Origin of the sequence: Caballeronia sp. INML2 (genome assembly GCF_023631365.1) — a bacterium.
GTDB lineage: Bacteria > Pseudomonadota > Gammaproteobacteria > Burkholderiales > Burkholderiaceae > Caballeronia > Caballeronia turbans.
Window position 1 is genome coordinate 82,269 of record NZ_JALQDH010000065.1, and the last position, 13,966, is coordinate 96,234.

A 13,966-nucleotide genomic window follows, 5' to 3' on the forward strand; every position below is an offset into this window, starting at 1 on the left:
CGGTTACAGGACCCAGTGTTCCGCGCCATCGAGCGCGGTGCCGGCGGGCGGCATGTCGCGCCGCGCGATCCGCACGAACTCGACCGCGCGCGTCTGCTGCGGCTGCATCGGCATGCGCGCGAGCTGGATGGTGACTTCCGCGCCGCATTCGTCGCTGCCCTCTTCCACGAGCAGGTTCATCTGATTGATGCACAGCGTGCGCGGCGTGACGCTGATGAGCGCCGCGGGCTCCGCGAGCAGATCGACGAGCGTGCGAAGCTGCACGTCGACGGCTTGCGCCCGCGAGCCGAGCGCGGCGAGCGCCGCTTCGTTCTCCGCGACGTCGCGTTGCAGGCGCGCCATGTCGCCCGATGTCCCGACAGACGAGACGAGACCGCCCATGCCCGTGCCGCGCCGGCCGAGCATCTGCATTCGCGCGCTGAGCAGTGCGCGCTCTTCGTTGAGCGCCTCGCGCCTCGCTTCCTGCGCGGTGAAACGCGCCATCGCCTCGAGCGTCAGTTGCTCGACCATGCGCAGCACGATGTCGCGCCTGAGCGCGTCGTCGGTTTCCGCGCAGATGCGCATGCGCTTGTCCTCGAAGCCGATCGTCGTGCGCGCGACGTCCGCGCGCATCACGCCGCCTTCGAGCGCGGAGCCGAGCACGCGCCGCTCGATCATCCGGCTGCTCAGCACGGCATGGACGTGGTCCGCGGTGAAATGCTCGTCGAACCAGCCGCGCACTTCGTTCGATTGCCCGATGACGCTCACGATATCCTCGGGCGTCGCGAACATCGCGCGCAAATGCGGATCGCCCGCCCAAGCGCCGGGTGTCGCATCGCGCGGCGGCGGCAGCGCGCAGACGAGCTCGCGCGCGAACCCGAGCGTCTTGCCGATGACGGGCGCAAGCCGCGCTTCGAAGCGACTCGCGAGCCTCACCTGCGGCGCAATCGCGACGATGCGCTCGAGCGCCTGCCGCACGTCCTCGCGCGACGCCTGAGGCTCACTCGCCCTGCGATTGAAGAGCCGGTCGAAGAGTTTCATCCCATGATGTGCACGCCGCCGTCCACATAGAGCGTTTCGCCCGACAGCCGCCGCGCATAAGGCGTCGCGAGGAACGCGCATGTGAAGCCGACGTCCATGATGTCGACCAGTTCGCCGAGCGGCGCGCGTTCTTCGGCTTCGGTCAGCAACAGGTCGAAGTCCTTGAGCCCCGACGCCGCGCGCGTCTTGAGCGGGCCCGGAGAGATCGCATGCACGCGAATGCCCTGCGGACCGAGCTCGTAAGCGAGATAGCGCGCGCACGCTTCGAGCGCGGCCTTCACCGGGCCCATCACGTTGTAGTTGGGGACGACCTTGTTTGCGCCGTGATAGCTCATCGTGAACATCGCGCCGCCGTTTTTCATGAGCGGGGCCGCGAGCCGCGCCATGCGCACGAACGAATGGCAGGAGATGTCCATCGCCTTCGCGAAGCCTTGCGCCGAACAGTTCAACAGGCCGCCTTGCAGATCGCCCTTCGGCGCCCACGCGATCGAATGCACGAGGATATCGAGCCTCGCCCACTCGCTCGCGATGCGCGCGAACACCGCGTCGGTCTCCTCCTCGCTCGATGCGTCGAGCGGCATGAAGATCGGCGCTTCGAGATCTTTCGCGATCGGCTCGACATACGGGCGCGCCTTTTCGTCCGCATAGGTGATGGCGAGATCGGCGCCCAGTTCGCGGAACGCCTTCGCGCAGCCATACGCGATCGAATGCTCGTTGGCGATGCCGGTGACGAGCGCCTTCGCGCCCTTCAACACGGGATGTGGCACGTTCAGCGTCATGCGCGCGCTCCTTCGATCAACGCGAGCGCATGACGCGCGATCATCAGTTCCTCGTTGGTCGGAATCGCCCAGGCGCTCACCTTGCTCGACGCGGTGCTGATGCGCGGGCCGCCGCTCTCGTTGGCTTTGGCATCGAGCTCGATGCCCCACCATGCCGCCTGCTCGCACACGCGCTGACGTATCTCTTTCGAATGCTCGCCGATGCCCGCCGTGAACACGACGGCATCGAGCCCTTGCAGCGCGGCGCTCATCGAGCCGAGCTCGCGGCCGATGCGATACACGTAAAGGTCGATGGCGAAGCGCGCGCGTTCGTCGCTGCTCGCGAGGAGCGCGCGCATGTCCCCCGAGATGCCCGATACCCCGAGCAGGCCCGAGCGGCGATACAACAGGTCTTCGATCTCGCGCGCGTTCATGCCGAGCTCGTCGAGGAGATAAAGGATCACGCCGGGATCGAGATTGCCGCAGCGTGTGCCCATCATGAGGCCATCGACGGCGGTGAAGCCCATCGTGCTCGCGACGCTCCTGCCCGCGTGTATCGCGCACAGGCTCGCGCCGTTGCCCAGATGCGCGACGACCGTGCGCCCGCGCGCCGCATCGGGCGCGATATCGGGCAGCGTACTCGCGATGTATTCGTACGAGAGGCCATGAAAGCCATAACGCCGCACGCCGTTCTTCGTGATCGATTCGGGCAGCGCGAACGCCTGCGCGAGCGGCGCCTGATCCGCATGAAAGGCCGTGTCGAAGCAGGCGACTTGCGGCAGGCCCGGATTGCGCTCGGCGATGATGCGGATCGGCTTGAGATTGTGCGGCTGATGCAGCGGCGCGAGCGGCGTGAGCTTGTCGAGCTCGTCGAGCACGTGCGCGTTCGTCAGCACGGGCTTCGTGAAATGCGCGCCGCCATGCACGACGCGATGCCCCACGCCGATCAGACGATGCCCCACGCCATGACCGCGCAGAAAAGCGCCCAGATATGCGATCGCATCGGCATGTTCGAGCCTTGCGCCCTCACCCCACGCATTTTCGCCGGTCTTCTCGCCTTGCGCATCGAACGCGACGAAATGCGGCGAGCTGAAGAGACCTTCCACTTGTCCGCGCGTGACGAGTTCGAGCGCTTTGCCTTCGACATCGAACGCGCTGAACTTGATGCTCGACGAACCCGCGTTGAGAACCATGATGACGTCGGCCATGGCTTACCCCGCCACTTGCGCTGCTTCGCGGCGCTTCGACGCCACGAGCGACGCGATCGCGCACGACGCAAGCCGCGATTGCAGCGAATCGGCACGGCTCGTCAGGATGATCGGCACGCGCGCGCCGAGCACGATGCCCGCCGCATCCGCGCCCGCGAGAAACGACAGGCTCTTCGCGAGCATGTTGCCCGCTTCGAGATCCGGCACGATCAGCACGTTCGCGCGCCCCGCGACGGGCGAATCGATCTTCTTCGTCCTCGCGGCTTCGGGATCGATCGCGTTGTCGAGCGCGAGCGGGCCATCGACGAGCGCACCGGTGATCTGATGGCGATCGACCATCTTGCAGAGCGCTGCTGCCTCCAGCGTCGACGGCACTTTCGGGTTCACCGTTTCCATCGCGGAGAGGATCGCGACCCTGACCTCGTCCATCGGCAGCGCGTGGCAGAGATCGATTGCGTTCTGCACGATATCGACCTTGTCGGCGAGCGTCGGCGCGATGTTGATCGCGGCGTCGCTGATGATGAGCACGTTCTCGTGGCCCGGCACATCCATGATGAAGCAGTGCGACAGGCGCCGTTGCGTGCGCAAGCCGCGCTCGCGTTTCACGACGGCGGCCATGAGCTCGTCGGTGTGCAGGCTGCCTTTCATGAGCGCCTCGGCTTTCGCTTCGCGCACGAGTTCCACCGCCTTTTCCGCGGACGCATGACTGTGCGGCGCATCGACGACAGGAAAGCCCGCGATGTTCAGCCCGCATTCCTCCGCGACCTCGCGAATGCGCTCGCGCGGCCCGACGAGAATCGGCGCGATCAGGCCCATCTCATGCGCCTTGACCGCGCTTTCGAGCGATGTCCGGTCGCACGGATGCGCGACCGCCACCGCGAGCGGCGGCAGTGCCCTGCAAATCTCGATGAGCCGTTCATACTTCTCGTGCGTATGATTCATACCGCCTCCCGTTGAACGTGAGATGCGCCGCCGATGCCTCAGTGCGCGGGCGCTGAACGTCTTGCCGCGCGCGCGGCCTTGACGGGCAGCGCCGCGCGAATGCGCGCGAGCATGTCGTGCTGCGCGGCCGTCGGCTCGAAGCCTTGCATGCGGCTGTCCGCGTGCAGCTTGTCGAAGAGCGTGATGAGCTTCTTGCGGTCGTCGTTGTCGTCGAGGAGATCGGGCAAGGTCGCGAGCGCCTGCTCCGGCTCGTAGCGCACGATGATTTCCTGCTCGCCGCGGATGCGCCGCCATTGGTCGGGCGGCATCTGCGGCAGATATTCCGCGTAGTCGGCCGCGAGCGCCTGCCGCAAGACCATGCGCGTGAGCGGCAGCGGCTCGTCGTGCCGCATCAGCAGGCACGCGACGCGCGCGACGGCCTCCGCATACCCACCGTGCCCGATCGATGCAAGCGCGTCCTGAACGAAAGGCAGATCGCGCGGATCGGCTACAGGCTCCGGCGCCTCCTGCCGTTGCGCCTGATGCGCGGAGAAGAGGTTGCCGTAGACGGAGAAGAACATTGCTTCCGTCGTGGCATCGCGCATCGCACGATAAAAGTCGAGGCTCGCGCTGATCATGTCGGAGCCGCAATGCTCCGCACGCCGCAGCACACTGGTTCCGGTGTCGGGCTTGCGCGCGGCCCTGACCGCATCCGCCGCGGGGCCGAGCCATGCGAGCCACGGGTTGTAATCCGAGAACATCCAGCGTTGCGCGCGCAATGGATGAAACGCGCGCAGCATGCTCGCGGTGGTGTCGTTGGCCATCGCCTGCACGAAGGGCTGCGCGAAAAGTTCATAGGCGCGCTGATTGAAATCCGATACCTGCTTCACCGCTTCGAACGGCCGCTCGTCGACGCGCTCGAAACGATTGAAGCGTTCCTTCACCTCTTCCAGACGGCGCTCGCGAAAGCTCACGTCGTACTCGGTCTTGCCGCCCTCGCCCTTTCGTTCGGCGATCTCCATGCCGTACAGCCCCGGCGGAAACGATTCGATCGCCTCCAGCACCGATGCGATCTGCGTGTACTCCTTCTTCGCGACCTTGCCGCTCACGAAGATGCCGAGGTGGCCGATGTTCTCATGCATCAATCCGACGATCACCTGGCCGCGCGCCTTGATCTCGTCCGTGCTGCCGTAGATGTCCGCGACCCAGTTGAACGCCTGCTGCGGCGGCGTGATGTTGTCGCCCATCGACGCGAAGAGGATGATCGGCGACTTGATCGCCCGCAGATCGAAGGACGCGCCCGACACGCCGCGCACTTCACCCGACCATAACTTGTTGCCGACGAAAAGATTGCGCGTGATCCATTCGATCTCTTCGCGGTTCATCAGGTAATAGCCGCCCCACCAGCGTTCGAAGTCGAGAAAGCGCGGCGGTTCGGTGTCGATGTTGTCGAACAGCTTGTAGTACTTGTCCCAGAAACTGTTCGCGGGATTGAGGTTCTCGAAATTCTCGACGAGATACGCGCCGTCGAACTTGCCGTTGCCGAGGTCCGCCGTCAATGACGCGAGCCAGGTGCCGCCCAGCATGCCGCCGGAATAGCGCATGGGGTTGTCGCCCTCGCCTTCGCTCCATGCGCCGCTCCAGTACGACATCGGCGCGCCGTTGATGACGAGCGGGCCGGTATCGTCGGGCTGCGAGCTCGCAAGCATCATCGCGGCCCAGCCGCCCTGGCAGTTGCCGACGATCGCGGGCTTCGCGCTGTCGGGATGCAGCTCCCGCACGTGCCTGACGAACTGCTGTTCGGCCGCGCATACATCGAGCAGCGTCTGACCGGGTTGCGGGTCGCGGAAGAACGTGACGAAGTACACCGGATGACCCGCGCGCAACGCGACACCCACTTGCGAATCGTCCTTGAAACCGCCGATGCCGGGACCGTGCCCTGCACGCGGATCGATGATGAGATAAGGCCGTTTCAACGGATCGATGCTCACGCCCTCGGGCGGCACGATGCGCAGGAGCGCGTAGTTCACGGGCCGCGCGAAGGTCCGGCCATCGAGCAGCATTTCATGCGCGAAGTGCAGCACCGGTTCGAGACCGCGCTTCGTCTGCTCGATGAAATTGTTGCCGCGCTGACGCAGCGTGTCCCAGAAGAGAATCGAACGCTGCACGAGATCGAGCGCATAGGTGTAGCCGTTCAACTGGCCCGCTGCGTTCGCGCCCGCATCGCTGAAACGATCCGCGTCGCCGTTGCCGAAAAGACGCGTGCCCGCATCGCGCGTGCGCTCGCTGAATTGCTGCTGCGCCAGTTCCGCGCGCTTCTCGAACACGCGCGCGACTTTTTCCGCGATTTCCTGGCTTCGCGCCAGTTGACCTGCATACGGCATGACGTGACCTCCGCGAAGAGAACGTGCAAGGGATGAGGCTCAAAGCAGATGTATCGGCCGGCGAGATGAACGCATGGACCGATGAATTGAATACCATCATTAAAATATATGCGCAATGTGCGACAGGGAAGTGGCAAATAAGGCAACTCAGGTTCGCGCGGCGGTATCGCCGTCGGGCGAAACAATCTGCCGGTACTTCGTCACAACATGTTCGAGGTTGTAGAACATGCGCGATTCGCCGAGCGCTTCGCCGAGCGGCGAGCGCCGCACCGCCGCGAGCACGCCCGGATTCAGGCCCGCGAGCCAGAGCGTGGTGCCGTTCGCGGCGAGGCGGGCTTCCGCTTCGCTCATCATCTTGAGCGCGGTGTATTCGATATCGAAGACGCGGCTCAGGTCCAGCACGACGACCTTCGCGCCGGACTCGCGCACGAGCGGCCGGATCTTTTCGGCGACACGTTGCGCATTGGCGAAAAATATCCGTCCCTCGGGACGCAGCAGCAACAGGCCGGGAAACGATTCGTCATCGGGATGTCTCGACGAATCGCGGCGAAACACGTTCGTGCCCGGTATCCGCCTGAGCGCATAGACCGGCGGATCGGACACCTGATGCGCGAGCGCAAAAAGCGACACGACGATCGCGACGACGATGCCCTCCAGCGTGCCCAGCAGCACGACGCCCGCGCATGCCGTCAGCGCCCAGACGAACTCGGTGCGGCGGATCTTCAGAATTGCGTCGAATTCGGCGGGGCTGAAAAGCCCGATGGAATAGAACACCACGACGGCGGCGAGTGTCGCGTGCGGCATCAGCGCCATCAGCGGCGCGAACAGCAGCATCACGGCGAGCGCGACGAGCGCCGTCATGAGGCTCGCGAGTTGCGTGCGCGCGCCCGCTTGCCGGTTCACGGCCGTCTGGCTCGTTCCGCCGCCCGCAACCATCGCGCCGAACAATGCGCCGCCCGCGTTCGCAAGACCGGTCGCGAGCAGTTCGCGGTTCGCGTCGGGCACCGGCTCGTCGTTGCGCGCGAAGGCGCGGGCCGCCGCAATGCTTTCGGTGAAGCTCATCAATGCGATGCCCAGCGCGTCCGGCCACAGCTTCAAGGCAAGCGACAAATCCGGCTGCGTCCACGAGGGCAATCCCGCCGGCACCGCGCCGACCGTTTCGACGCCGTGCGCGCGCAGATCGAAGGCGGCGACTGCAATGATCGCCGCCGCGACGACCAGCAACGGCGCCGGCGCGCGCGGCGTGAAGCGTTCGAGCAGCACGAGCGCGACGAGCGTGAGCATCGCGAGCGCGAGCGTGCTCGCCGAAAGATGCGGTAACCCCGCGACGAACGCGCCGACATTGTGGAAGAACGACCCTTTCGGATAGTGGATGCCGAACAGTTTCGGCAACTGATCCATGACAATGACGATCGCCACGCCCGCCTTGAAGCCCACGAGCACCGGCTCGGAAATGAAGTTGGCGACGAAGCCGAGGCGCAGGCACGCTGCCGCGACGAGCATCACGCCGACGAGCATCGTCAGCGTGGCATTGGCGATGGCGAGCGCGTGCGTGTCGTCGTTGCCGATCGTCGTACTCAATGCATTCGCGGCGAGAATCGCGAGCGTGGTCGTCGTGCTCACGGAGAGCGCGCGCGACGATCCCGTGAAGGCGTAGACGATCATCGGCACGCATGCCGTGTAAAGGCCGGCCTGAACGGGCAGGCCGGCGATCGTCGCGTAGGCGAGCGCCTTCGGAATCACGACGGCCGCCGCCGTCAGACCCGCGATCGCATCGGCGCGCGCCCACTGTTTCTCATAATGAAACAGCCATTCGGGAGCGATGGGCGCGCGCGGCGGCATGACGAAACCCGTGCGCCGGTGTCGCGCTCAGAAGCGCTCGGGCACGTAGCGCAGCGGCCGGTCGCTCTCGCGATAGCCCTCCGGCTTCTGGCGCTTGGGCAGCTTCACCTTTTCCCTCGGCACGGCCGTGTAGGGAATGTTCGTCAACAGATGGCTGATGAGATTCAGGCGCGCGCGGCGCTTGTCGTCGGAACGTACGACGTACCACGGTGCGAGATCGGTGTCGGTTGCTTCGAACATGTCGTCGCGGGCGCGCGAATAGTCGTACCAGCGGCTGTACGAGCGCAGGTCCATCGGCGAGAGCTTCCAGATCTTGCGCTCGTCGTGGATGCGCTCTTCGAGGCGCCGCGTCTGTTCTTCCTGGCCGACTTCGAGCCAGTATTTGAGCAGGATGATGCCCGAATCGATGATCGCGCGCTCCACGAGCGGCACGCCTTTCAGGAACGTTTTCGCCTGCTCCTCGGTGCAGAAGCCCATCACGCGTTCGACGCCCGCGCGGTTGTACCAGCTCCGGTCGAAAAGCATGATTTCGCCCGCCGCCGGCAGATGCGGCAGATAACGCTGCACGTACATCTGCGTCTTCTCGCGCTCGGTGGGCGCGGGCAGCGCGACCACGCGGAAGATGCGCGGGCTCACGCGCTCGGTGATCGCCTTGATCGTGCCGCCCTTGCCCGCGCCGTCGCGCCCTTCGAATACGACGCAGACCTTCGCCCCCGTGTGGACGGCCCATTCCTGGAGCTTCACGAGCTCGACATGCAGACGCGCAAGCTCCTTCTCATACTGCTTTCGGCTCAGGCGCTCATGCACAGCCGCGCCTTCGCGCACGCCCCTCGATTCGCCGACAGCCTTCTCTTCTTTCATCGCTGTCTCCCCATGTGGTTCGATGCAACCCGTGCGGCCGCCCCGCGGCCGCCGTCGAGACGATGCGCGCGGCACCGGGTCGCGGCCTCGTCATGACGCCATCAGGTTTCGTTGCGCTCGGGCACAACCTGCACCATGAGCGTGCGATTTTTCCAGAACATGTTGTGAATGCGCGGCTGAAACGTGCGCAGCACGTGCGGCTCGACGTTATCGAAGCTCACGACGGCGGCCGGATGCTCTCCGGTGCCGGGCACGCGCTGAATCGAATCGTACGGAGGAAAGCCGTAATTGCAGAGGAACTGCCGGATTTCATCGTCGGTCGTGGACTCGTCTACATTGCCTATCCAGAGATCACCCATTGCGAAATTCTCCGTTGAGTTTCGTGTTGTTTCTGCTTCTATAGCCTAGTACACGAACGGCCGATCAGGTCGATTCATCGCGCTTTCCCGATCTTCGTTGCGCGAGCGGATTCAACGCGACGACAAAGGTCACGATGCCGATGCCGAGCGCCCACATGCCGTAGCGGAATTCCGGCTTCACGTCATACAGCAGACCATGAATCGTGAAGTAGAGGCCGCCGAGCCAGATGAAAACGCCGATCGAGGCAACCACCATGCGCGGCTCGTTCAATCTCATCGTTCTCTCCTGATGTTGCGCGGAATAGATCCAGTTTAGGAAATCCTGGGTCGCCGTGTGAACGCTCTCGTATGCGTCGGGCTTGGCGCGCGCCGCCCGGTAGGCTACATTTCCTGCGTGTGACCGTGGGATCGTTCAAGGGCTCCGCGCATGCGATGTGCATCGGCACATCGGCGGAGCAGCCGTTTGCAACGTACGACCAATCAGCCGTTCAACGTTCGAGCGCTGCGCACATGCGAAAGCCGATCCTTTCTTCGATCCGGTTGCGCATCTTTTCGATGCTCGTCCCGATCGCCCTCGCACCCGTCCTCGCGCACGCGCAGGCCGCGCCGGACCGCGCCGTCGTCGGGGCGAACGTCAAGAGCTACGCGAACGCCGTGCTCGCGATCATGTCGTACACCGCGGTGCCGGATGTCACGACGAGTTCGCTTTCCATCAACAGCGGCACCACCGGCAATCCGGGCTTCGGCCAGACGCAGCTCGGCGGCGGCTTTACCCTGAGCCGCTCGTTTCCGCTTTACCTCGAAGGGACTGTGGCGTACAGCCGGTACGACCCGACCTTCATCGCGACCGAAGGCAATCAGCAACGTCCGGTGCCGGCGAAATGGAACACCGCGAGCACGACCATCGGCATCGGCTGGGATTTCCCGATCACCGACGAGTTGCGCCTGCGGCCGATCCTGAACGGCATGATCGGCCGTGTGGCGAGCGATCTGCGCGTCGCTCAGACCGTGTTCAACCGTGTCGCCAACTCCAACCTCCAGTTCCTCGAAGACGGCGCGCTCAATGCGTACGGTCTCGGCGGCTCGCTGATGCTCGATCTGGAGCACTACCGCGAACACTACGAGATCGATCTCGAACTCCGCGCAACCGATATCTATTTACGCAGCTTCGGCAGTTCGTCGGAAGCCGTTCAGGGATCGGCGACGGCCCAGCAATTCAGCCTGTGGGCGCGCTGGCGTGCCCCCACAGGCCTTGCCGCGCTCGACCGCCCGGTGCGCTATGTGCTCGAAACCGCGTACTCGCATTACTTCGGCGACAGCGCCGGCGTACTCGGCTTCAACGACCTGACATCGCTCGGTGTCGGATTGGAGCTCGACAGCAGCCGGTATCCGGTCGTCATCACGCGCACACGCGCGATGGTGCGCTACGTGTTCGGCCACAACGTGCACGGCGTGTCGTTCGGCTTCGCCGTCAGCTTCTAGATTTGCGCGCATGCCTTCATCGTTCCCGCGTCCTGAGAAAGTGCGCGGGTTCACGCCCATGTCAGGCGCCGTTCACAGCACGTTGCGCTGGCTGGGATCGTATTTCGGGTCCGGCTGCTTCTGCGTTTGCCTGAGCACGCCCTGAGCGTCGAAATAGAAGTGAAAGAGCATATGGTCGATGTTGTTCTCTATATACCGATACGACCACACCTCACGATCCATCCGCTTGAAATAGGCCGTCTCGAACGGACGGCCGAATGCGACCAGCACGTCGTTGCGCGTCCATTTGTTGATCTCGGCCCGATAGAACTCGTTTTCCTGAAGCACTTGCCGCACACTGACCGTGTTACCCGACGCGTCGAGATCGACGGCCGTGGTCGTCGATCCCATAGGCTGCGTGGGCCACATGAGACGCTTGCCGCCATTGGGCAGGTCGTAGGTTTCCTTCGGTGGCCCGAGCTTCGCGATGATCGCCTGCTGATCCATGCCGGGTTGCACGCGCTGCTCGGGCTGCGCGCAACCGGCGAGCGCGAGCGCGACGGCGCACGCGCCATGCGTCATCGCGAATGCGAAGCGTCTTTTCATGGTCTCCCCCGCGTTGCCGTGATGCTCGTTTACGCTTATTTCTTCGTGGCAGGCTCGACGGAGATCGCGAGCGCTTCCGTATAGACCGCTTTCACCTGATCGCCCTTTTTCACGCGCTTCAGGCGGTCCGGGTCCTGCACGCGCAGGTCCACGATTTCGCCGCGCGGCCCGCGCAACGTGACGATCTTCGCATGACGATCGACGCCGATCACATCCGCGATGACCGTCACTTCCCGGCCGAGTGCGCCGCCGGGCTTCGCACCGCGCGGCGCACGCTCGGCCGTGTCGTTCTCCGAGCGTGACGCCTGCGTTTTCTTCTCGATGAGACTCAGCGTCAACGATTCCCGATACCGCGCCGTGACGACATCGCCGAGCGCGAGCTGGTCGAAGTTGCGCGCCTCGTTGGTCACTTCCAGCTCGATCACCTTGCCCGCCTGCGTTTTCAACGTGACGGTGCGCGTCGCCGGATCGATGCCGACGATCGTCGCCGTGACCTTAGCGACGCCCTGCACCGTGGCGCCGTTCGCATCGCGCGTGACGCTCACGTCGTTTTCGGGCTCGGCGGACAATGCGCTTGCGGATATCGCAAGGCACGACAAGACAACGAGACTTACACGTTTCATGATCGTGCTCCCTGTTTATATCCGCGCCGCAACGAAGTTACTGGATCGAGTAGCCGCGTCCCTGCATGCAGGCTGCCCACGCGCGGTAGTACGTGGACATCGCGCCCTGGCTCTGCGCCTGCGTGTTGGCTTCCTGCGCGCGCTTGTTCTGCCGCGCGCGCATTCCGCCCGCCATCGTGCCGGTGGCCGCGCCGATCGCCGCGCCCTTGCCCGCATCGCCCGCAATCGCGCCGATCACCGCGCCACCCGCCGCGCCGCGCGCCGCGCCGCCCACGCGCTCACCGCCGCCCACGGCCGGCCCGCCCTGCGGAGGCGGCGCCGCGGAAGCAGTCGCCGGGTCGATGCCCGTGTTGCTTTTTGCCCAGCTATAGCACGCGCCGTCGTCGCTTTGCTGTTGCTGCGCACTCTGACCTTTGGACGGGTAAGCGATCGGTTTGCTCTGTGCGACGGCATCGAGCGCCATCACGGCGATCACGATGGCGCAGCCCGCACGCAATCTCTTTGCATTCATGGTGACTCCTTCCCTGAGTTCGATAATTCAAGCCATTCAAAATTTCGGCGCTTCCGCGAAATCCGCGCCCCGGTCTTCCTTCGAGGCTTCTGCAAGCGGGCCAGGACCGCCGCGATCCAAATTCCGTGCGCTTGCGCGGACGCACCGCAATCTTTTGATACACGACGCCGTTGCTATTCACAACGAATGTCGTCGCGCCGTGCTGCGAGGGATACGCGGTCATCGCGAAGCCCGCCAGCATGCGCCCGTCGATGATATAGCCGGAGGCGCCGTCCTGGCGCATACTTTTCGCTATTTCGTGAGGATTCGAAAGTAATATCCTTGATAAGCGTCAACCGGGTTTCGATCCTTGAAATGATTCGACGATCCGGCCGATATCGGCGCTCATCTTTTTCATGACTTTCGCGCAATTGGGAAGCGCATTCAAGGCATCCGGCCACGCTTCGTTCACAGGCTGATTCGTCGCGATGGCGCGCGAGTAAAACGCGACAAGAGGCACGCGGCGATATCCGGCTACACGGACCTCTCCAGACTCAGCAATCGGAGGCGTGGGAAAACCTGTGACCAAATCAGCGTCTTCGTATTCTGTGTTGCCGTTTGTCGCTCGATGCCCGCTGACGTTTCATCCCCGCGGAAAAGGGCTCCCTCTGCAAGATATGCGAACCTTTCAGCGATTTCAAGAATGGCAACGTAGGTGTTTATTCGCTCGTTCGGCGAACGCCCCCGGTTTTGGTTATCCGCCTAAGGCGATGATCGCCATCGTCAGGAGCACGCCCAGCGCCATCATCGAAAGCCCCGCTTTCCAGCCCTTCCAGCCCGCATAGCGGCCCAGTGCAAAGCCGCAGAAGAACAACATCACGAGCGTCAGCACGCGCGAGATCAGCAACGCCGTCGGCACATGTTCGAAGATGACAAACGGCGCCGCGACGGGAAACGTCGACAGCACGATGATGATGAAGATGCCCAGCGCCGCGAGAAAGTCGTCGCGTACGAAATGCGCGCGCTCGGGCAGGCTGCCGCTTTCGGCGATGCGCCTGCGAATGGTCTCGAGATCGGCGTCGGTCACGAACGGATCGAGCGCCGTGGACACGCGCTCGCGCAATGCGCGCACGCCCGCCGCCGCGTCGCGCTCGCGTTGTATGGAGAGCGCGAGCGCATGCCTGCGCGCGCGGTCCGTGATCGTGCGCACGAGATACATGACGGCGTCCGCGAGACCCCACGCGAGATTGCAGCCCATGGCCGTGTAGAGCATCTTTCGCCCCGCGTCCTCGCCGCCCGTCGCCGCCGATACCGTGCCCACGAACGTCAGCGCCATGAAGAGGCCGAAGCACAGTTCCGACACGCGATCGACCGTGTCGAGCACGGGCTCGCGCGCGCGTTCCTTCGGCGGATTTCCGGGAGTCATCGGCGCG

General features: G+C 64.4%; 16 protein-coding genes. 1 reads left to right on the forward strand and 15 read right to left on the reverse strand.

Annotated elements, in window-relative coordinates; all coding sequences use genetic code 11:
• Positions 1–3 precede the first annotated feature (3 nt).
• The 9 genes from NCT32_RS23135 to NCT32_RS23175 all read right to left on the reverse strand — a co-directional run bounded on the left by NCT32_RS23135 (position 4) and on the right by NCT32_RS23175 (position 9,630).
• On the reverse strand, positions 4–1,020 hold the full coding sequence (locus tag NCT32_RS23135; protein WP_061117222.1) for a hypothetical protein: 1,017 nt from the start codon (positions 1,018–1,020) through the stop codon (positions 4–6).
• Positions 1,017–1,799: an enoyl-ACP reductase FabI gene (fabI, locus tag NCT32_RS23140; RefSeq protein ID WP_061117223.1), complete on the reverse strand. Its 783-nt coding sequence runs from the start codon at positions 1,797–1,799 to the stop codon at positions 1,017–1,019. The genes NCT32_RS23135 and fabI overlap by 4 nt, the downstream gene beginning before the upstream one ends.
• Complete coding sequence (locus NCT32_RS23145; protein ID WP_250477703.1) at positions 1,796–2,986, reverse strand: acetate/propionate family kinase; 1,191 nt, start codon at positions 2,984–2,986, stop codon at positions 1,796–1,798. The genes fabI and NCT32_RS23145 overlap by 4 nt, the downstream gene beginning before the upstream one ends.
• A gap of 3 nt (positions 2,987–2,989) precedes the next feature.
• Positions 2,990–3,928, reverse strand: coding sequence for a phosphate acetyltransferase (locus tag NCT32_RS23150; protein WP_061117225.1), 939 nt, complete (start codon positions 3,926–3,928; stop codon positions 2,990–2,992).
• Between the two features lie 38 nt (positions 3,929–3,966).
• Entirely contained in the window at positions 3,967–6,291 is a 2,325-nt protein-coding gene (locus NCT32_RS23155; RefSeq protein WP_250477704.1) for a DUF3141 domain-containing protein, read from the reverse strand.
• 147 nt (positions 6,292–6,438) lie between these two features.
• Positions 6,439–8,133, reverse strand: a complete 1,695-nt coding sequence (locus NCT32_RS23160) for a SulP family inorganic anion transporter (protein WP_061117227.1) — start codon at positions 8,131–8,133, stop codon at positions 6,439–6,441.
• A gap of 27 nt (positions 8,134–8,160) precedes the next feature.
• On the reverse strand, positions 8,161–8,994 hold the full coding sequence (gene ppk2, locus NCT32_RS23165) for a polyphosphate kinase 2 (RefSeq protein ID WP_061117228.1): 834 nt from the start codon (positions 8,992–8,994) through the stop codon (positions 8,161–8,163).
• Between the two features lie 101 nt (positions 8,995–9,095).
• Positions 9,096–9,353 carry an RNA-binding protein gene (locus NCT32_RS23170; protein WP_061117229.1) on the reverse strand — a complete coding sequence of 86 codons (258 nt, stop codon included), beginning with the start codon at positions 9,351–9,353 and terminating at the stop codon, positions 9,096–9,098.
• Between the two features lie 64 nt (positions 9,354–9,417).
• Positions 9,418–9,630 carry a DUF2964 family protein gene (locus NCT32_RS23175; RefSeq protein ID WP_250477705.1) on the reverse strand — a complete coding sequence of 71 codons (213 nt, stop codon included), beginning with the start codon at positions 9,628–9,630 and terminating at the stop codon, positions 9,418–9,420.
• Positions 9,631–9,908: 278 nt separating this feature from the next.
• Here NCT32_RS23175 and NCT32_RS23180 point away from each other — a divergent pair, with 278 nt between their 5' ends.
• On the forward strand, positions 9,909–10,835 hold the full coding sequence (locus NCT32_RS23180) for a hypothetical protein (protein WP_409219303.1): 927 nt from the start codon (positions 9,909–9,911) through the stop codon (positions 10,833–10,835).
• 72 nt (positions 10,836–10,907) lie between these two features.
• Here NCT32_RS23180 and NCT32_RS23185 read toward each other — a convergent pair whose 3' ends face one another.
• The 6 genes from NCT32_RS23185 to NCT32_RS23205 all read right to left on the reverse strand — a co-directional run bounded on the left by NCT32_RS23185 (position 10,908) and on the right by NCT32_RS23205 (position 13,959).
• On the reverse strand, positions 10,908–11,420 hold the full coding sequence (locus NCT32_RS23185) for a hypothetical protein (protein ID WP_061117230.1): 513 nt from the start codon (positions 11,418–11,420) through the stop codon (positions 10,908–10,910).
• Positions 11,421–11,455: 35 nt separating this feature from the next.
• Positions 11,456–12,043, reverse strand: coding sequence for a hypothetical protein (locus tag NCT32_RS23190; RefSeq protein WP_061117231.1), 588 nt, complete (start codon positions 12,041–12,043; stop codon positions 11,456–11,458).
• 37 nt (positions 12,044–12,080) lie between these two features.
• Positions 12,081–12,506, reverse strand: coding sequence for a glycine zipper family protein (locus NCT32_RS23195; protein WP_409219304.1), 426 nt, complete (start codon positions 12,504–12,506; stop codon positions 12,081–12,083).
• A complete protein-coding gene (locus NCT32_RS37650; protein WP_409219302.1) occupies positions 12,409–12,837 on the reverse strand; it encodes a DUF2950 family protein in 429 nt (142 codons plus the stop codon). Before NCT32_RS37650 ends, NCT32_RS23195 begins: the two co-directional genes overlap by 98 nt.
• A 48-nt stretch (positions 12,838–12,885) precedes the next feature.
• Complete coding sequence (locus NCT32_RS23200; RefSeq protein ID WP_143756298.1) at positions 12,886–13,122, reverse strand: hypothetical protein; 237 nt, start codon at positions 13,120–13,122, stop codon at positions 12,886–12,888.
• A 165-nt stretch (positions 13,123–13,287) separates the two neighbouring features.
• Positions 13,288–13,959, reverse strand: a complete 672-nt coding sequence (locus NCT32_RS23205) for a VIT1/CCC1 transporter family protein (protein ID WP_061117233.1) — start codon at positions 13,957–13,959, stop codon at positions 13,288–13,290.
• Positions 13,960–13,966: the final 7 nt, after the last annotated feature.